The organism is Variovorax sp. KBW07 (assembly GCF_003852515.1).
Lineage (GTDB): Bacteria > Pseudomonadota > Gammaproteobacteria > Burkholderiales > Burkholderiaceae_C > Variovorax.
The window spans coordinates 1-17,068 of record NZ_QAJK01000160.1; the positions used below are offsets into that span (position 1 = coordinate 1).

The 17,068-nt window shown below is 68.2% G+C and carries 16 protein-coding genes; 9 read left to right on the forward strand and 7 right to left on the reverse strand.

What is annotated here, in order from left to right; all coding sequences use genetic code 11:
* The first annotated feature begins 346 nt into the window (after positions 1-346).
* The 6 genes from DBV14_RS28305 (at position 347) to DBV14_RS28330 (ending at position 6,491) form a co-directional block, all read left to right on the forward strand.
* Positions 347-1,627 (forward strand): RNA polymerase sigma factor, encoded by a 1,281-nt coding sequence (locus DBV14_RS28305; RefSeq protein WP_124464496.1) that lies wholly within the window; start codon positions 347-349, stop codon positions 1,625-1,627.
* 52 nt (positions 1,628-1,679) lie between these two features.
* Positions 1,680-2,060 (forward strand): YciI family protein, encoded by a 381-nt coding sequence (locus DBV14_RS28310; protein WP_124464444.1) that lies wholly within the window; start codon positions 1,680-1,682, stop codon positions 2,058-2,060.
* A gap of 112 nt (positions 2,061-2,172) precedes the next feature.
* Positions 2,173-2,976: an SDR family NAD(P)-dependent oxidoreductase gene (locus tag DBV14_RS28315; protein WP_124464446.1), complete on the forward strand. Its 804-nt coding sequence runs from the start codon at positions 2,173-2,175 to the stop codon at positions 2,974-2,976.
* A gap of 93 nt (positions 2,977-3,069) precedes the next feature.
* Positions 3,070-3,702: a GNAT family N-acetyltransferase gene (locus DBV14_RS28320; RefSeq protein WP_124464448.1), complete on the forward strand. Its 633-nt coding sequence runs from the start codon at positions 3,070-3,072 to the stop codon at positions 3,700-3,702.
* A gap of 207 nt (positions 3,703-3,909) precedes the next feature.
* Positions 3,910-4,635 (forward strand): response regulator transcription factor, encoded by a 726-nt coding sequence (locus DBV14_RS28325; protein WP_124464450.1) that lies wholly within the window; start codon positions 3,910-3,912, stop codon positions 4,633-4,635.
* Positions 4,545-6,491, forward strand: a complete 1,947-nt coding sequence (locus DBV14_RS28330; protein ID WP_124464452.1) for an ATP-binding protein — start codon at positions 4,545-4,547, stop codon at positions 6,489-6,491. Before DBV14_RS28325 ends, DBV14_RS28330 begins: the two co-directional genes overlap by 91 nt.
* Positions 6,492-6,538: 47 nt before the next feature.
* Here DBV14_RS28330 and DBV14_RS28335 read toward each other — a convergent pair whose 3' ends face one another.
* Entirely contained in the window at positions 6,539-7,429 is an 891-nt protein-coding gene (locus DBV14_RS28335; RefSeq protein WP_124464455.1) for a LysR family transcriptional regulator, read from the reverse strand.
* Between the two features lie 89 nt (positions 7,430-7,518).
* Between DBV14_RS28335 and DBV14_RS28340 the strand changes: the two genes are divergently transcribed.
* On the forward strand, positions 7,519-7,716 hold the full coding sequence (locus DBV14_RS28340) for a DUF1127 domain-containing protein (protein ID WP_124464457.1): 198 nt from the start codon (positions 7,519-7,521) through the stop codon (positions 7,714-7,716).
* A gap of 35 nt (positions 7,717-7,751) precedes the next feature.
* Here DBV14_RS28340 and DBV14_RS28345 read toward each other — a convergent pair whose 3' ends face one another.
* The gene (locus tag DBV14_RS28345; RefSeq protein WP_124464459.1) at positions 7,752-10,103 is read right to left on the reverse strand and encodes a cytochrome P450/oxidoreductase; all 2,352 of its coding nucleotides are present in this window, start codon (positions 10,101-10,103) and stop codon (positions 7,752-7,754) included.
* 20 nt (positions 10,104-10,123) lie between these two features.
* Positions 10,124-11,104: a tripartite tricarboxylate transporter substrate binding protein gene (locus DBV14_RS28350; protein ID WP_124464461.1), complete on the reverse strand. Its 981-nt coding sequence runs from the start codon at positions 11,102-11,104 to the stop codon at positions 10,124-10,126.
* A 130-nt stretch (positions 11,105-11,234) separates the two neighbouring features.
* Here DBV14_RS28350 and DBV14_RS28355 point away from each other — a divergent pair, with 130 nt between their 5' ends.
* Positions 11,235-12,062, forward strand: coding sequence for an IclR family transcriptional regulator (locus tag DBV14_RS28355; RefSeq protein ID WP_124464464.1), 828 nt, complete (start codon positions 11,235-11,237; stop codon positions 12,060-12,062).
* A 43-nt stretch (positions 12,063-12,105) separates the two neighbouring features.
* Here the strand turns inward: DBV14_RS28355 and DBV14_RS28360 are convergent, their stop codons facing one another.
* Positions 12,106-12,930 (reverse strand): undecaprenyl-diphosphate phosphatase, encoded by an 825-nt coding sequence (locus DBV14_RS28360; RefSeq protein ID WP_124464466.1) that lies wholly within the window; start codon positions 12,928-12,930, stop codon positions 12,106-12,108.
* A gap of 181 nt (positions 12,931-13,111) precedes the next feature.
* Here DBV14_RS28360 and DBV14_RS28365 point away from each other — a divergent pair, with 181 nt between their 5' ends.
* Complete coding sequence (locus DBV14_RS28365) at positions 13,112-14,002, forward strand: hypothetical protein (protein WP_124464467.1); 891 nt, start codon at positions 13,112-13,114, stop codon at positions 14,000-14,002.
* Here the strand turns inward: DBV14_RS28365 and DBV14_RS28370 are convergent.
* The 3 genes from DBV14_RS28370 to DBV14_RS28380 are packed head-to-tail and all read right to left on the reverse strand — an operon-like array spanning position 13,988 to position 16,995.
* Positions 13,988-14,674: an aspartate/glutamate racemase family protein gene (locus tag DBV14_RS28370; RefSeq protein WP_124464469.1), complete on the reverse strand. Its 687-nt coding sequence runs from the start codon at positions 14,672-14,674 to the stop codon at positions 13,988-13,990. The genes DBV14_RS28365 and DBV14_RS28370 overlap by 15 nt on opposite strands.
* Positions 14,675-14,686: 12 nt before the next feature.
* The gene (locus DBV14_RS28375; protein ID WP_124464471.1) at positions 14,687-15,601 is read right to left on the reverse strand and encodes an amino acid ABC transporter substrate-binding protein; all 915 of its coding nucleotides are present in this window, start codon (positions 15,599-15,601) and stop codon (positions 14,687-14,689) included.
* Positions 15,602-15,660: 59 nt separating this feature from the next.
* A complete protein-coding gene (locus tag DBV14_RS28380) occupies positions 15,661-16,995 on the reverse strand; it encodes an aspartate aminotransferase family protein (protein WP_124464473.1) in 1,335 nt (444 codons plus the stop codon).
* Positions 16,996-17,068: the final 73 nt, after the last annotated feature.

A 17,068-nucleotide genomic window follows, 5' to 3' on the forward strand; every position in this document is an offset into this window, starting at 1 on the left:
TGGTGTACCGCTGATCAACGACCACTCTGATGACGCTCACGCGGATGGTGTGCTCTGCGCAGCGAAATAAAGGAGGAGCGAAGCGGGGGACATTCGCGGAGCAGAGCACACCGTCGGCGTGGGCGTCGCCCTGAATGAACCGAACGACAGCGCCCCCACCGAGCCCCACACGCTCAGCAGAACGAGCCTACCTGCGTCAAGAGAAACAGTCCCGAAGAAGCCAGGACACCGCACCACCGCAGTCGGTCAATACACCAACAACGCGCAGACTTTTTTGCCGGACATGTCGGTACGACGCATACTCGTTCGTCCTTGGCAAAGACAACGAAGGATGCCGCCCGGCCTCATGCCCGACATTGCCGATACCGACTGGATTGCCGCCACGCTGACCGCTTCGCGCCCCCGCGCCGTGGCGGCGCTGCTGCGCTACTTTCGTGACCTGGACACCGCCGAGGAAGCGTTCCAGGAAGCCTGCCTGCGCGCCCTGCAGCACTGGCCCGGCAACGGCCCGCCGCGCGACCCGCTGGCCTGGCTCATCTTCGTGGGGCGCAACGCGGCGCTGGACGAAGTGCGGCGCCGCAACCTGCATGAATCGCTGCCCGATGACGACGCCGGTAGCGGCCTGGTTAGCGACCTCGAAGACACCGAGGCCCGCCTCGTCGAGCAGCTCGACCAAGCGCGCTACCGCGACGACGTGCTGCGGCTGCTGTTCGTCTGCTGCCACCCCGAGCTGCCGCTGACACAGCAGATTGCGCTGGCGCTGCGCATCGTCTGCGGGCTGTCGGTGCAGGAGATTGCGCGGGCCTTCCTGGTCGGCGAAAGCGCGATGGAACAACGCATCACGCGGGCGCGGAAACGCGTGGCCACTGCCGGCATTCCGTTCGATACGCCGGGCCGGCGCGAACGCGATGAACGGCTGGCGGCCGTGTGCACCACCGTCTACCTGCTGTTCAACGAAGGCTATGCGGCCAGCGGCGGTGCCGCGCACGTGCGCACCGCGTTGTGCGACGAAGCGATACGGCTCGCGCGCTTGCTGCTGGCGCTGTTCCCCGACGAGCCCGAGCTGATGGGCCTGGCCGCCCTGCTCCTGCTGCAGCACGCGCGCGCCGACGCGCGGCTCGATGCCGACGGCATGGTCGTGCTGCTCGAAGACCAGGACCGCTCGCTGTGGAACCCCGAGCGCATCGCCGAAGGCCTGGCGCTGGTCGAAGGCGCGTTGCGGCAGCGACGGCCCGGCCCCTATCAGTTGCAGGCGGCCATTGCGGCCACGCATGCGCAGGCCGCTCGCGCCGCCGACACCAACTGGACAGAGATCGACCGGCTCTATGCCGCGCTCGAAGCCGTGCAGCCATCGCCGGTCGTCACGCTGAACCGGGCGGTGGCGGTGAGCAAGCTGCGCGGACCCCAAGCGGCGCTGTCGCTGGTCGAACCGCTGGGCGATGCGCTGGCGGGCTACTTTCACTTTCACGGGCTGAAGGGTGCATTGCTGATGCAGCTTGGCCGCGCGGAAGAAGCGCAGGCCGCCTTTGCCAGCGCGCTGGCACTGGCCCGCACTGCCGCGGAGGCCGCGCACATTCGCGCGATGCTCGACCGCATTGCGGCCACCGCCAACACCGGAGTCACCTGATCGCCATCTCCCCTTTCCCACGACCCAGCCAAAGCAAGAAAGAAAGACAGACATGCTCTATTCCATCCTGATCTACGGTTCCGAATCCGCGGTGGCCGCGTGGGAGCCCGGTGTCGAAGAAGACATGCTCGAGCGCCACACCGACCTGCGCGAAGACCTGCAGGCGCAGGGGCGGCTCGGCATGGTGCTGCGGCTGATGCCCGACACGGCCACCACGGTGCGCCGCGCCGGCGACACCCACCCGCTGGTGACCGACGGGCCGTTCGCCGAAACCAAGGAACAGCTGATGGGCATCTACATCGTCGAGTGCGAGACGATCGAAGAAGCCACGCAGGCCGCGCACCGGCTGGCCTTCGAGACGGGCGTGTTCGAGATCCGGCCCGTCACCTGGTACGACCCGGGCGTGATTCCGGCGCGCATCCCGCAGGTCTGAAAAAAGAACAATTGCGAAGAAAAAATCCGGCGGCGTTGTCGGATCGCGCCGCCGCCGCGCGTCCTTGGTTCGAACACCCGCATCTCGCGGGTGCCCAACCCAGGAGAGTTTCATGCCCCATTCACTCGACGGCCGCTGCGCCGTGATCCACGGCGGCGGTGGCGCCATCGGCGGCGCGGTGGCCCGTGCCTTCGCGGCGGAAGGCGCCAGGGTGTTCATCACCGGCCGCACGCGCGCCAGGCTCGATGCGGTGGCGAAAGACATCACGGCCTCGGGCGGCCGGGCCGAAGTGGCCGTGGTCGATGCGCTCGACGAAGAAGTAATGCTGCGCCACGCCAACGAAGTTGCCGAGCGCGCGGGCGGCATCGACATTGCGCTGAACGCCATCGGCGTGATGCACGTGCAGGGCACGCCGCTGTCGGTGCTGCCGCTGGAAGACTACTTTGTGCCCGTGCATGCCTACACGCGCAGCCCGTTCCTCACCGCGAAAGCGGTGGCGCCACACATGGCGAAGCGCGGCGGCGGCGTGATCCTCTCGGTGTCGACGCCGGCTTCGCGCCTGCCGGGGCCGGGCTACCTGGGCCATGCGGTGGCCTGCGCGGGCGTGGAGGCGCTGTCGCGCCACATGGCCGGCGAACTGGCGGCCTTCAACATCCGCACCGTGTGCATCCGCTCGCACGCCATTCCCGAGGCGGCGGCAGGCGGCTCGCACAGCCACGCGGTGTTCCGCCCCGTCGCCGAAAGCATGGGGCTCACGGTCGAGCAGATGCTGGCGGCCAAGCCGGCCGGCCTGCTGGTGGCGCGGCTGCCCTCGCTCGAGCAGATGGCGGCGGCAGCGGTTTTTGCGGCCTCCGACGGAGCGGGCGCAATGACCGGCGCGGTGCTGAACCTGAGCGGCGGCGTTACGCTGGACTGAGCGGAAACAGAGGCAAAGGCAGGGCAGAGGCGGGGACCACAGGGCCTCCCTAGAATCGCGCGGGTCATCCAGAAAAAGATCCCGCCAAGCCGCATGCTTTTGCCCGATTCCCTGTCCACGCCCGCCCTGGCCGACGCACTGATCGTCGATCCGTTCTACCTGGCAATTTCCGTCGATTTCGAGAACGACCTGCCGGCCCGCAAGGCGGTCCTGGCGGCGTACTTCGCGTACTCGCTGGCCGAGGCCCGGCGCACCGGGCGCTGCGAGACACCGGAAGACCGCGAACTGGGCGCGGCGGCATGGCTACTGCCGCGCACCGCACAGGTGGATGCGCAGGAGTCGGTGGCCAAGAACGCGTTCCTGGCGCGCACGCTGGGCCCGCGCGGCCACGACAACTACCACCGCATCGTCGGCTTCATGGGCCCGCACGCGAGCGCTGCCGTGCCGGCGCAGGCCTGGTACCTGTCGATCCTCGGCATCTCGCCGGCCATGCAGGGCCGCGGCCTGGGCGCGCGGCTGCTGGCGCCCACGCTGGCCGAAGCCGATGCGGCGGGCGTGCCGTGCTACCTGGAAACCTTCACGCCGCCCAGCGTGCCGTTCTACGAGCGCATGGGCTTCCGGCGCGGGCCCCGCCACCTGGAGCCGGTCACGAACTCGGTGTACGAAATCATGTGCCGGCCCGCTTCGGCGCCGACGACCAAGCCGACCACGCCAACCACCGCCTGACCCCGCGAACGCGCGGTTTCAGCGCATCGAAGCCGGTCTGAAGCGCGACCATTCCACACAGGCCGATAGTTTTTGTTCATTCGGCGGGGAGCCTCCAGTTTGCAAATGTGGCAATCAAAGACACAACTGGCAATAACCGGCAACAATCACTGAAAATAAGTAGAAACGTCCCAAGCGCCTGGACCGACCGACTCAAAATGCCGACACATGTCCCTTCTCCAGATCGAAGACGCTGACCCTGTTTCGCTCAGTCCCGCGCTCGTGGTCGAGGACGATCCGGCAATGCAGGAACGCCTGCGCTACGTGCTGTCGACACTCGGCTGCGACGACCATCTGATTGCCGTGGCGGACAGCGTGGCCGGCGCCAAGCTGCTGCTGGAAGAACATCACTACGGCGTGGTGCTGGTCGACATCGGCCTGCCCGATGGCAGCGGCGTGGAGCTGATCAGCTGGCTGCAGAGCCGCCGCCCCGGCATTCCGGCGGTGGTGATCTCGGCCTGGCGGACCGAGGAGATCATTTTTGCGGCACTGCGCGCGGGCGCCATCGGCTACCTGCTCAAGGAGCGCGACGACCTCGAGCTGAGCATCGCGCTGCGCAGCATCGAGCAGGGGGGCGCGTCGATCGACCCGTCCATTGCGCGCCGCATCATCGCGTGGCTGGCGGCCGCGCAGGTCCCGGCGAGCGCAGCCACGGAGTTGCCGGACGAAGCCGGCGCCGTGCCCGCTTCGGCACCGGCCGCGGCCCTGACGCCACGCGAACGCAAGATTCTCGAACTGGTGGCGCAAGGGCTGAGCAACCGCGACATGGCCGAGACGCTGTCGATTTCCAGGCTGACCGTCGAATGCCATACCAAGAACATCTACCGCAAGCTGGCCGTCAACTCGCGCACCGAGGCCGTGTTCCAGGGCCGAAGGCACGGCTTGCTGCGCTGACCGGCGCCTGCTTCTTCGTTCTCTTCTTTCTCTTCTTTTTTCTTCTTGCCGCCGGCACGGCGCGTGCGCAAGCCACCGCGCCTGAACTGCATGTGGAAGCCGTGCGCGGCACTGGCTGGAACGACACCGCGCCGCCCGCCGAAGGCTGGGTGCCGGTCTCGCTGCCCGACAGCTGGGCCACGCGCTGGCCCGACTTCGACGGCGTGGTCTGGTACAGGCTCACCTGGGAGCAGCCGGCGCAAATGGCCGAATCGGGCCTGCTGCTGCACTACCTGAACATGGCCGGCGAGGTGTCGCTCAATGGCGTGCCGATTTCGCGCGACGACAGCCTGGTGGAGCCGCTCACGCGCGCCTGGAACACGCCGCGCTACTGGCTGCTGGCGCCGCCACTGCTCAAGCCCGGCCGCAACACGCTGCTGGTGCGCGTGTCGGGCCTGTTCGCCTACCAGGCGGGGCTGGGGCCGGTCAGCCTGGGCACGCCGGCGGCAATGCAGGCCGAGTTCGATCGCGAACGCATCGTGCGACGCGACCTGCAGGTGCTGGGCCTGGCGGTGAGCGCGGCGGTCTCGGCCTTCTTCGCGGCGCTGTGGCTGCTGCGCCGCCGCGAAACCGCCTACGGCTGGTTCGCGGCCATGTCGGTGCTGTGGCTGCTGTTCGGCTACAACCAGATCGCCACCAGCCCGTGGCCCTTTGCCAGCAACCACAGCTGGCAGGCGATGAACACCACGCTGCTGTTGCTCTTCGGCGTGGCCTACATCGTGTTTGCGCTGCGCTTCTGCCAGCGGCGCATGCCGCGCCTGGAGGCTGTGGCGCTTCTGGTTGCCGCGGCCGGCGTGGTCGACCTGTGGATCGCAAGCGGCCCCGACCTGACCGCGCACCGCGCCATCTGGACACTGGTGGGGGGCCTCACGGTGATCGTGGTGAACAGCAGCTCGATCGTGCATGCGCTGCGCCATCGCGACAGCCCGATGCGCTCGCTTGCGCCCTTCATGGCGGTGTCGGCCCTGACGGCGGGGCACGACCTGCTGGTGTTCACGCAGGTGATCGACAGCAACACCTACTACACGACCATGTCGTCCTACGTGCTGCTGCTCGGCATGGCCCTGACGCAGGCCGCGCGCTTCGTGCAGAGCCTGAAGCGCATCGAGAACTTCAACAACGAGCTGATCGAGGAAGTGAACGCCGCCAAGGCCGAGCTGGCCGCCACGCTCGCGCAGCAGCATGCGCTGGAGCTGACGCATGCGCGCATCGGCGAGCGCGTCAACCTGGTGAGCGACCTGCACGACGGGCTCGGCGGCATGCTGGTCGGCAGCATCGCGACGCTGGAGCGCCGGCCCGAAGAGCTGACGGCCCCGCAACTGCTTGCCATGCTCAAGAGCCTGCGTGACGACCTGCGGCTGATCATCGACGCCACCGGGCGTGGCGAAGGCGATGGCGATGGCGCGCGGGCCTTCGGCGAGCTGCTGGTGCCGCTGCGCCACCGCATCTCGCAGTTGCTGGACGCCAACGGCATCGACTGCCGCTGGCAGGTGTCGGGCATCGACACGCTCGAGCTGCCGCCCTCGCACAGCCTGGAGTTGTTGCGCTTTCTGCAGGAGGCGCTGACGAACGTGCTGAAGCACAGCGCCAGCCAGCGCGTCGACGTGGCGGTGCAGCGCGCGGGCCACGAACTGCACCTCAGCGTGCGCGACGACGGGCGCGGCTTTGTCGTGGACGAAGCGGGCGGCAAGGCGGCCGGCACGGGCCTTCGAAGCCTGCGCGCCCGGGCACGGCGGCTCGGCGCCGAGCTGCAACTCGACTCCCGGCCGGGCGACACGCACGTGGCGCTGCGCGTGCCGCTCGCTCCGGCGGCCTGACCGCCCATTCGCCGCTTCGTTTGCGTGCTGCTCGCTGGACCGAGCCCTCAGCCCCGCCCGAAGCCCGTGAGAACGTCCAGCACGTTCAGCGTCGCGCCATCGAGCATGGCGCGCGGCCTGTGCGCCATGCCGAGCCGCCAGGCAAGTTTGGGCATCAGCGGCAGCACCTGAACGCGTTCGTTCGGCACGGCCTCCGGGTTCGACTGCAGCGGCAACACGGCGGCACCATAGCCGGCCGCGACCAGGCTGCGTATCGCCGCGTCGTAGTTGAGTTCAAGCCGCGCGCGCGGCGCGAAGCCGGCCGCGGCGAACCACTCCACGGTGAGCCGATGCATGTGGGTGTTGGCTTCGTTGAAGATCAGCGGCTTCTCGGCCAGCCACGCAGGCGTGATGCGCTTCGGCGCTTTCCAGCGTTGCGGCACGAAGGCCACCAACTGCTGCTCGCGCCATGGCGTGATGACCAGGCCGGGCGCCACGGGCGGCGGCATTGCCACCAACCCGATGTCCAGCGTGCCGGCGGCGAGCCGTGCAACGGCTTCGCTCGTGACGAGAATGCTGACCTCTACCTCGATGTCCGAATGCTTGGCTTCAAGCGCTTCGAGCACCTGCGTGAGCATGTCGACAACCACGCCGGTCGAAGCGCTCAAGCGAACCCGGCCGGTGCGCCCCTCGCTGCGCCGCCGCGTCGCCTCGACGACTTCATCGGCATCGCGCAGCAGCTTGCGCCCTCCCTCGACCAGCACCGCACCCGCGGCCGTGGGCGTGATGCGCCGGTTGCCGCGAACCACGAGCGGCGCATCCAGTCGCGACTCCAGTTCGCTGATGTGCAGGCTCACGGTGGGTTGCGCAAGATGCAACGCCTTCGCCGCGGCGGCGAAGCTGCCGAGGTCGACGATGGCGATCAACGTGCGTAGTTGGTCGAGGTTGAGCTGGCGCATCAGAAATGCTGATCGGAAGGTCAGGAATCTCAACTTCCACGGTAACACGCATCGCCGGAAGATAGGCATCCCGCACCCGGGAGTCCATCGTGACCACGCCGACGATCCTGTTTTTCTACCAGCGCTTCATCAGTGCCTTTCGCGGCTGGCGCCATCGAGCGGCACAGCGCCGCCGCATGCGCGTCGATGCATCGCAACTCGTCGGCATGAGTGAGCGCGACCTGTGCGATCTCGGCATCGGCCGCAGCGAGGTTCCGGCCTTGCTGCGGCAGAGCGATTGCCGGTAGCCGGCAAGAAAAGGAAGCCGCCCCCGGGACCTTGGCTAGAGCTCGAGCACCAGCCGCCCGCCTTCGCAGGCGCGTGAACAGCAGGCCATCATCTTGCTGTTGGCATCGCGCTCCATGCGCGTCAGCACCACATCTCGGTGGTCGACCTTGCCCGACAGCACGCGCACTTCGCACGAACCGCACAGGCCTTCCTCGCAGTCGCTCTGCACATCGACGTTCGCGGCGCGCAATGCCGACAGCAATGTCTGGTCGGGCGGCACGGTGACGACGAGGCCGGAGTCTTTCAGTTCCACCTCGAAGGCCTGCTCCTTCGACGGATCGAGCGTCGCCAGGGTCGATTCGAAATGCTCGACGCGCAAGGCGCCTTCGGGCCATGCCGCGCAGCAGGCCTCCAGTGCCTCGAGCATGCGCAGCGGGCCGCAGGCATACACCTGCGCACCGGGCACCGGCTGGCCGAGCAAGGCCTGCAGGTCGTTGCGCTTGCCCTCGTCGCCCGCATGCACGTGCAGGCGGTCGCCGTGCAGCGCGGCCAGTTCGTCGAGCAGCGCCATGCTCGCGCGGCTGCGTCCGCTGTAGTGCAGTTCGTAGTCCATGCCCAGTGCCTTGGCGCGGCGTGCCATCGCGCTCACCGGCGTGATGCCGATGCCGCCGGCGATGAAGATGGCTTTCTTCAGCGACTCGTCGAGCCTGAAGTGATTGCGCGGGCCGCGAATGCGCAGCCTGTCGCCCACCTTCGCATTGGCATGCACCCAGGCCGAGCCACCCCGCCCTTCGGGCTCGTGCAGCACCGCGATTTCGAGCACGCCCGCTTCGTCGGGGTCGCCGCACAGCGAGTACTGGCGCGACAGCTCGGGCGTGCCGCATTCCACGTCGATGTGCGAGCCCGGCGTCCAGCGCGGCAGCGGCTTGCCGTCGGGCGACACCAGGCGCAGCCTGACGATGCCTTCGGCCACCGGCGTCACGCGCTCGACCCGCACCGGCCGCGCAATGGCGTGGCGCGACGGCTCGCCGATGCGCACGGGCACCTGCACGTCGCGCAGGCCCGGGTTGTCGCGCTCGGGGTTGGCCGCCGGGTCCCACTCGACCCACAGGTGCTCGGGCCCGCGGAACGAGGTGTTGGGCACGTAGCTGAAGCGCTGTTCCGACAGGCGCATGTGCGGCAGGCGCCGCGTGAACTCCTCCAGGAAGATCTGCATTTCCATGCGCGCCAGGTTCTTGCCCATGCACTGGTGCGACCCGTAGCCGAAGGTCAGGTGGTCGCTGGCGTTGTCGCGGCGAATGTCGAACAGGTCGGCATCGGCAAAGTGCCCTTCGTCGTGGTTGGCCGACGAGGTGACGATCAGCAGCCGCGAGCCGGCCGGCAGGTCGACGCCGCCCACCTGCGTGTCGGTGGTCACGAGCCGGCGCCATGCGGCCACCGAGCCGTTGTGGCGCAGGCACTCTTCAACGGCGTTGGGAATGAGCCCCGGGTCTTCGCACAGCTCGCGCCACACCTGCGGGTGCTGCAGCAGCAGCTTCATCGCGTTGGCGGTGGCATTGGCGGTGGTCTCGTGCGCGGCCACGATGCCGGCCATCATCATCGAGTGCAGGTACGAATCGGTCACCACGTCGGGCTGCAGCATCTGCTTGCGGATGCCGTACTGCATCCAGCCGGGCGCGTCGGGGTCTTGCCGCATCTTGTCGAGCACCTTGCCGGCGTACTGCCAGAAGTTGCCGACGGCGTGCGCCACGGCCACCTGCTCTTCGGGCTTGGGACGGCCCCAGGTGTTGACGGTGTGCGCAATGGAGTACTTGCGCAGCGTGTCCATGTCTTCCTCGGGCACGCCGAGAAAATGCAGCGCCACGGTGAGTGGAATTTCCCACAGCATCTGGTCGACGAGGTCGGCCTTGCCGTCGTCGATGAAGCGGTCGACATACGCGCGGGCCAGCTCGCGCACCATCGGCTCGTGGTGCTTGAGCTCTTCGGGCGTGAACGGGTCCATCAGCGCGCGGCGGCGCGGCATGTGGGCCGGTTCGTCTTCGTTCACCAGCGTGCGGTTCAGCGCAAAGCCGTAGCTTGCGAGCACGGCGTTGGCTTCGTCGCCGGTGGGCGTGATCTTCTCCAGCGCGTTCGACGGGCTGAAGGTGATGTTGTCGCGAAACACCGCCTTGATGTCGGCATACCGCGTGATCACCCAGTAGCCCAGCTTCGGGCTGTAGAAGATCGGCTCCTGCTCGCGCGCCCAGCGCACGTACTCGGGCGGGTCTTGCTGGTAGCCGTCCTCGAAGGGGTCGAAGCCGGCGGCACGCTGGCTCACCGGGCAACCGGTGGGCGTGCGCTCGGCGGAGAGCGGCCCGTGCGCGACGGGGCAGCCGGAAGTGCGCGAAGGGGTGGCGGTATCGGACATGGCAGTCAGGGCGATCAGGGTCAGTCGAGCGTGATCTTCAGGTCGCGGATCAGCTTGTGCCAGCGCGTGGTTTCGTTCTTCAGCAACTCGGCGTATTGCGCGGGCGTGTTGCCCACGGGCTCCACGCCGAAGTCGACCATGCGCGTGCGCACCGAGGGCTCGTTGATGGCCGCAACGATCTGGCGGTTGAGCGTGTTCACCACCTCCGGCGACGTGGCCGAGGGCACCACCACGCCGACCAGCGCGGCGGCCTCGACGTTCTTGTAGCCCAGCTCGGCGAAGGTCGGCACGTCGGGCAGTTGCGGCAGGCGCGTGGGGTTGGCCACCGCCAGCGCGCGCACCTTGTTGCCCTTGATGAAGCCGGCGCCCGCCGCCAGGTCGACCATCATGGCCGGCAGCTGGCCGCCCACCACGTCGGCCAGGGCCGGCGCCGCGCCGCGGTACGGCACGTGGACCATGAACAGGCCCGCCTCCACCTTCAGCAGTTCCATCGCCAGGTGGTGCGGGCTGCCCGCTCCGGCCGAGGCGTAGTTGATGCCGCCCGGCTTGGCCTTCGCCTTGGCGATGAAGTCCTTGGCCGTGGCAAAGCCGGAGTTGGTGCCGACCACCAGGATCATCGGGAACTTGCCCATCAGCGTGACGGGCGCCAGGTCCTTGGTGGGGCTGTAGCTGAGCGACTTGTAGAGCGCGGGGTTGAAGACCAGCGTGCCGTTGTCGGCCGACAGCACGGTGTAGCCATCGGCCGGCGAACGCGCGGTTTCGGCGGCGGCCAGCGCGGTGTTGCCGCCCGGCTTGTTGTCGACCAGCACCGGCTGCGCGACCTGGGTGGACAGCGTCTGGGCAACGGTGCGCGCCAGGAAGTCGGAGCCGCCGCCGGCCGCGTAGGGAACGATCCAGCGGATCGGCTTGGCCGGGTAGGCGGGCTGGGCGGTCTGCGCGCCGGCGCTCGCGGCAACGACGAGGGACAGGACCGCGAGGCCGCTGGCGATGTGCTTCTTCATGGGGTGTCTCCGGATCGAATGTTGTGTATTGCGTAAGTATCATACGCATTGCGTAATCTCTAATTTCGGGTTTACCCTGCCGCGGCGGCGCCCCGAAGCACCCGGTTCGAGCCCCTAACATGCAGGCGACATGACCCCTTCCCCTTCTTCTCCCGACGAATCTCCCTCGCCCGCCACGGCGCCCCGCGAGCGGCGCCAGCGCGTGCAGGCCGCCGAAACCGGCATGGCCGTGCTGAAAGGGCTGGCGCACCTGGGCGGGCGCAGCAGCCTGACCGCGCTTTCCGCCCACGTGGGCGAAAGCCCGGCCAAGGTGCACCGCTACCTGGCCAGCCTGATGGAAGAAGGCCTGGTGCTGCAGGACGCCGGCTCGCAGCACTACTACCTGGGCAACGAAGCCATCCAGATAGGGCTGGCGGCCATGCGGCAGGCCGACCCCATTCGCGCGTCCGAGCCCTGCCTGGTCCGGCTGCGCGAATCGATGGAGGTGACCTGCTTCATCGCGGTCATGGGCAACAAGGGCCCGACCATCGTGCGTTTCGAAGAGCCGGGGCTGCCCGTCACGGTGAACGTGCGGGCCGGCTCGGTCATGTCGATCCTGTGGTCGGCCACCGGCCGTGCATTCCTGGGGCTGCTCGACGAATCGCGCGTGCTGGCGCTGGCGGAGCAGGAGTTGTCGGCCGCCACGCCGGACATGCGCGCCACGCTCGACGCGGCCGACCCCATCGGGCAGTTGCGCCGCGAGGTGCGGGAGGCGCGCTGCGCCAGCGTGAAAGACACCTACCTGCGCGGCATCAGCGCCGTGGCGGCGCCGGTGTACGACTATGCGGGCCGCGTGTGCGCCGTGCTGACGGCGCTGGGGGCCACGGGCGGTTTCGATCCGGCCATCGACGGGCCGATCGCCATGGCCGTGCGGCGGGAGGCCGCGGCCACGAGCGCCATCCTGGGCGCCCGCGCCTGACCCGCCTGACCCGCCTGATCGCGGGTCATCCGGTTCGGCCCGGTCAGTCGGCCCAGACCACCACGCCGGTCCACGCCGTGGCCAGCACCACGACGCCGAAGGCAATGCGGTACCAGGCGAACGGAATGAAGTTGTGGGTGCTGATGTACTTCAGCAGCCAGCGCACGCACAGCCAGGCGCTGATGAACGAGAACACCAGGCCCACCGCGAACAGCGGAATGTCGGCCACCGACAGCAGCGCGCGCTCCTTGTAGAGGCTGTACACGCCGGCGCCGATGAGCGTCGGGATGGCCAGGAAGAACGAGAAATCGGTCGCCGCCTGGCGCGACAGGCCCAGCAGCATGCCGCCGATGATGGTCGAGCCGCTGCGGCTGGTGCCCGGGATCATCGCGAAGCACTGCACCAGGCCCACCTTGAGCGCGTCCCACGGCGTCATGTCGTCCACGTGCTCGACGCGCACCGAGCCCGGCGGCCGCTTCTCGGCCCACAGGATGATGAAGCCGCCGATGATGAAGGTGCTTGCCACCACGGTCGGTATGAACAGGTGCGCCTTGATCACCTTGCCGAACAGCAGGCCCAGCACCACCGCCGGCAGGAAGCCGATGAAGATGTTCAGCGCCAGCCGGCGCGCCTTCGGCTGCCGCGGCAGCGCGACCACGGTCGACTTGATCTTCTGCCAATAGACCAGGATCACGGCAAAGATCGCGCCGGTCTGGATGGCGATGTCGAACACCTTGGCCTTGTCGTCGTCGAAGCCCAGCAGCGACCCCGCAAGAATCAGGTGGCCGGTCGACGAGATCGGCAGAAATTCGGTCAGCCCCTCCACGATGCCCATGATGGCGGCCTTGACCAGCAAAACGATGTCCACGCGTACTCCTTGAAAGAGCCGCAATTATCGCGAGGGCACTGGTCAGGTCGCGTTCAGGTAGCGGCCACGCATCGACACATGCGGCCGGCAACATACCGTATTCAGGTGATGTTCGCGCGCCGCGCATTGGCACATATTTGAAGCTGGCCATTCATTCATCCGCGCCCGAAGGAGTTCTGCAATGCAAACGTTCACCCCCGGGGATGGGCATGAAGAGCATGTGTCGACGGCCCAGGACCACGGCAAGGACCGCCGCAAGAACGCCGTCGAGATGGAAACCGAGCAGCGCGCTTCCATGAAGCGCGTTGCCGAGGCCACCGGCGCCTCGGCGCACGAGCTTCAGCAGCTGATGCAGCGCCTGCTCGACATCGACCGCTCGGGCACCAGCGCCGGCATCGTGGCGCAGGGCCACATTGCCGCCGACCGCATGGAGTCGGGCATGCAGGTGCTCGACCTGGGCGACGGCAGCGTGGCCGGGCAGCGGTCCGACGCGGTGCAGAGCATCGACTTCTGGCTGCTGGAGCCGCTCGACCCGGCGCACGACAAGAAGTGGTACGCCCGCTGGAAATTCTGGAGCTTCATCCTGGGTGCGGCCGGCCCCGAGGCCTCGCTCACCCTGCAGGGCCTGGCGCTGCGGCCCAGCGAGCCCGGCGACGCGCATGCCGACCTGGTGGCCAAGGCGCGCAAGGTGCTGGAAAGCTGGCGCCGCACCTCCGACCCGCTGTTCTGGGCCGCCGTCGAATGCTATGTGCGGCAGCACGCGTTCTCGCTCGAAACGCAGGCCTACCTGCTGCACTGCATCGCGGCCGTGTTCGGCGGCGACACCATGAAGCTGTCGAACGCGCAGAGCGAACAGCTCACCGGCATCCTGGCCGGCACCTACTGCGACGCACTCGGCACGTCGGCCACCCTGCCTTCGTCGGACATCTACCGGCGCCTGTCGCAGGGCCTGGAAGCCACCGACCGCGAGACCGGCCTCACGCGCATGCTGGGCCGCAGCGACGCGGCGCAGATTGCCATGACGGCCCTGTTCTCGATCATCGAAAGCCCGGCCCCGTCAGGCGCCCGCTGAACCCTGTCCGGTTCGCCGGCGCAGTGCGCGCACGGCGCTGTCGACCGTGGTCAGCACCGGCAGGCCGCTGGCCTGCTCGCAAGCCCCCTTTGCCCGCGCCATGCTGAACTGGGCCAGCACGATACGCGTGCAGCCGCGCTCGCGCAGCGCCACGGCCTGAGCAGCGATCAACGCGTCGTGCCGCTGCGTGTCGCCGGCGTTCAACGCATCGAGCGCGCCTTCGGCCAGGGCCAGCTCGAGCTGCACGCCGGCCGGAAACTCGGGCGGCATCGACGCCAGCGTGGGCGCGAACGTGGCGATCAGGCCCAGCCTGCCCTGCCCCTGTGCTCCTTGCACTGCTTGTGTTGCGTGCACGGCTTCCTCGACCATCGCCTCGTTGGGCTTGAGCACCGGAATGCCCGCATGCCGCCGCGCCACCGCCTCGATGCACGGACCGAAGGCCGAGCAGGTGAACAAGATGCCCTGCGCGCCGGTATCCACCGCGTACTGCGCCAGCCGCTGGAAGCGCTCGTGCATTGCCGCGTCGAGCCCCTGCCCGTTGCGCGCCAGGTCGGCCGAGAGGCTGTCGTCCAGCAGGTTCATGCGCAGCGCCTCGGGCCAGTCGCGCGCAAAGGCGTCGTTGATGGGCGCGACGGAATGCGAAAGCGCGTGGATCAGGGCGATGCGTGTCATGAAGTCAAAAAGTCAGATGCCCTTGGACGACGGGTTGGCAAACGCCTCTTTCGTCTCGGCATTGAGCGGGTAGTTGATGTTGATGCCCTTCGGCGGAATCGGCGACATGAACCACTTGGCATAGAGCTTTTCCATCTCGCCCGACTTCATCATGCCCGACACCACGCGGTCGACCAGCGCCTTGAAGGCCGGGTCGTCCTTGCGGAACATGAGCGACTGGTTCTCGGTGCGCAGGCTCTCGCCGGTGATGATGAAATCTTTCGGGTTGCGCGCATTGGCAATCTGCCCGGCCAGCAAAATGTCGTCGAGCACGAAGGCCTGCGCGCGGCCCGTCTCCACCAGCAAGAACGAATCGCTGTGGTCCTTGCCGGCCAGGTTGTTCACCTCCAGGCTTCGGCCCCGGTCGGCCTCGCGCAGCAGGCGGAACGAGGTGGTGCCGCTGGTCGTGGCCACCGTCTTGCCCTGCAGGTCGGCAATGCTCTTTATGCCTGAATCGGCCTTCACCAGCATGCGCACGTTGTAGCGAAAGATGTCGGGCGAAAACGCCACCTGCTTCTGCCGCTCGACCAGGTTGGTGGTGGAGCCGCACTCGATGTCGACCGTGCCGTTCTGCACCAGCGGCATGCGGTTGGCCGAGGTCACGGCCTGGTACTTGATCTCGATGGCCGGCAGCTTGAGCTCGGTCTTCACCGCCTCGACGATGCGGTTGCAGATCTCGATGCTGTAGCCCACCGGCTTCAGGTTGCCGTCGAGGTAAGAGAAGCCGAACGACGACTCGCGGTAGCCGAAGGTGATGGCGCCGCTGGCCTTGATCTTGGCGAGCGTGTCGTTCTCCTGGGCCTGCGCTGCCGCGTGCGGCAGCAACAGGGCGAAGGCCACCGCGAAGGCGGCAGCACCGAAGGAAACCGGCGGACGAAGCTTGGGCATGGAGGCGCTCCTGGAGGGTGGCGGGTTGAAGAAAAATGACGAGAAAAATCGGAGCGTGCTCAGCGCGCGGCGGCCCGCGTGACCGCATCGACGGAGGCCGCCAGGCGGGAGGCGATTTCCCGCAGGTCCTGCCGCGTGGCAATGAAGGGCGGCGCGAGCAGCACGTGGTCGCCCTGCCGGCCATCGACGGTGCCGCCGAAGGGGTAGCAGAGCAGGCCGCGCGCCATGGCATCCTTCTTGACGAGTGCGTGCACCTTCAGCGCGGGATCGAACGGCGCCTTGCCCGCGCGGTCGGCCACCAGCTCGATGCCCCAGAAAAAGCCACGGCCGCGAACGTCGCCCACATGCGGATGCACGCCCAGCGCCTCTTGCAGCATCGCGCCGAAGGCAGCGCCGTCTTCGCGCACCTTGGCCACGAGGGCGTCGCGCCGGATCACCTGCTGCACCGCCAGCGCCGCGGCGCAGGCCATCGGGTGGCCCAGGTAGGTGTGGCCGTGCTGGAAGAAGCCGCTGCCCTTCGACATGGCCTCGACGATCTTGCGCTGCGCCAGCACCGCGCCCACCGGCTGGTAGCCGCCGCCCAGCCCCTTGGCGATGGTCATGAGGTCGGGCACCACGCCCTCCTGCTCGCAGGCATGCAGCGAGCCGGTGCGGCCCATGCCGCACATCACCTCGTCGAGGATCAGCAGCACGCCGTACTTGTCGCACACCGCGCGCACCGCCTTGAAGTACCCGGGCACCGGCGTCAGCACGCCGGCGGTGGCGCCGCCGACGGTTTCGGCCACGAAGGCGATCACCCGGTCGGCACCCTGCGCGACGATGGCGGCTTCGAGCTCGGCCGCCAGGCGCAGGCCGTATTGCTCGGCGCTTTCGTCGGCCCGCTGCTCGCGGTACGGGTAGCACGGCGACACGTGCGTGGCCGGCACGAGGATCGGCGCGAAGGGCTCGCGCCGCCATGCGTTGCCGCCCACCGCCAGCGCGCCCAGCGTGTTGCCGTGGTAGCTCTGGCGCCGCGCGATGAAGTGCGTGCGCCGCGGCTGGCCGATCTCGACGAAGTACTGGCGCGCCATCTTCAGCGCCGCCTCCACCGCCTCGGAGCCGCCGCTCACCAGGTACACGTGGCTCATGCCTTCGGGCGCCGAGCCGATCAGTTCGTCGGCCAATTGCTCGGCCACTTCGCTGGTGAAAAAGCTGGTGTGCGCGTAGGCCAGCCGGTCGAGCTGGGCATGCATGGCGGCCAGCACCTCCGGGTGCGCATGGCCGAGCGACGACACGGCCGCACCGCCCGAGGCATCGAGGTATTCGCGGCCCTCGGCGTCGCGAATGAACATGCCGTGGGAGCCGGCGGCAACCGGTGGGGTCTGGCGAAGGTGGCGGTGAAAGACATGCGTCATGGCGGCGGGATCTCTTGGCTGGCTCTGGAACTAACGTTTCCATCGAATTATTGTTTGGAACATTTGTTCCGTC

Coding starts and splice junctions, on each gene's coding strand:
- DBV14_RS28370 (WP_124464469.1), bottom strand. CDS start 14,674: ATGACACGCATCGCCCTGATCCACGCGCTTTCGCATTCCGTCGCGCCC.
- DBV14_RS28375 (WP_124464471.1), bottom strand. CDS start 15,601: ATGCCCAAGCTTCGTCCGCCGGTTTCCTTCGGTGCTGCCGCCTTCGCG.
- DBV14_RS28355 (WP_124464464.1), top strand. CDS start 11,235: ATGACCCCTTCCCCTTCTTCTCCCGACGAATCTCCCTCGCCCGCCACG.
- DBV14_RS28345 (WP_124464459.1), bottom strand. CDS start 10,103: ATGTCCGATACCGCCACCCCTTCGCGCACTTCCGGCTGCCCCGTCGCG.
- DBV14_RS28365 (WP_124464467.1), top strand. CDS start 13,112: ATGCAAACGTTCACCCCCGGGGATGGGCATGAAGAGCATGTGTCGACG.
- DBV14_RS28325 (WP_124464450.1), top strand. CDS start 3,910: ATGTCCCTTCTCCAGATCGAAGACGCTGACCCTGTTTCGCTCAGTCCC.
- DBV14_RS28320 (WP_124464448.1), top strand. CDS start 3,070: ATGCTTTTGCCCGATTCCCTGTCCACGCCCGCCCTGGCCGACGCACTG.
- DBV14_RS28350 (WP_124464461.1), bottom strand. CDS start 11,104: ATGAAGAAGCACATCGCCAGCGGCCTCGCGGTCCTGTCCCTCGTCGTT.
- DBV14_RS28335 (WP_124464455.1), bottom strand. CDS start 7,429: ATGCGCCAGCTCAACCTCGACCAACTACGCACGTTGATCGCCATCGTC.
- DBV14_RS28330 (WP_124464452.1), top strand. CDS start 4,545: ATGCCATACCAAGAACATCTACCGCAAGCTGGCCGTCAACTCGCGCAC.
- DBV14_RS28305 (WP_124464496.1), top strand. CDS start 347: ATGCCCGACATTGCCGATACCGACTGGATTGCCGCCACGCTGACCGCT.
- DBV14_RS28380 (WP_124464473.1), bottom strand. CDS start 16,995: ATGACGCATGTCTTTCACCGCCACCTTCGCCAGACCCCACCGGTTGCC.
- DBV14_RS28315 (WP_124464446.1), top strand. CDS start 2,173: ATGCCCCATTCACTCGACGGCCGCTGCGCCGTGATCCACGGCGGCGGT.
- DBV14_RS28310 (WP_124464444.1), top strand. CDS start 1,680: ATGCTCTATTCCATCCTGATCTACGGTTCCGAATCCGCGGTGGCCGCG.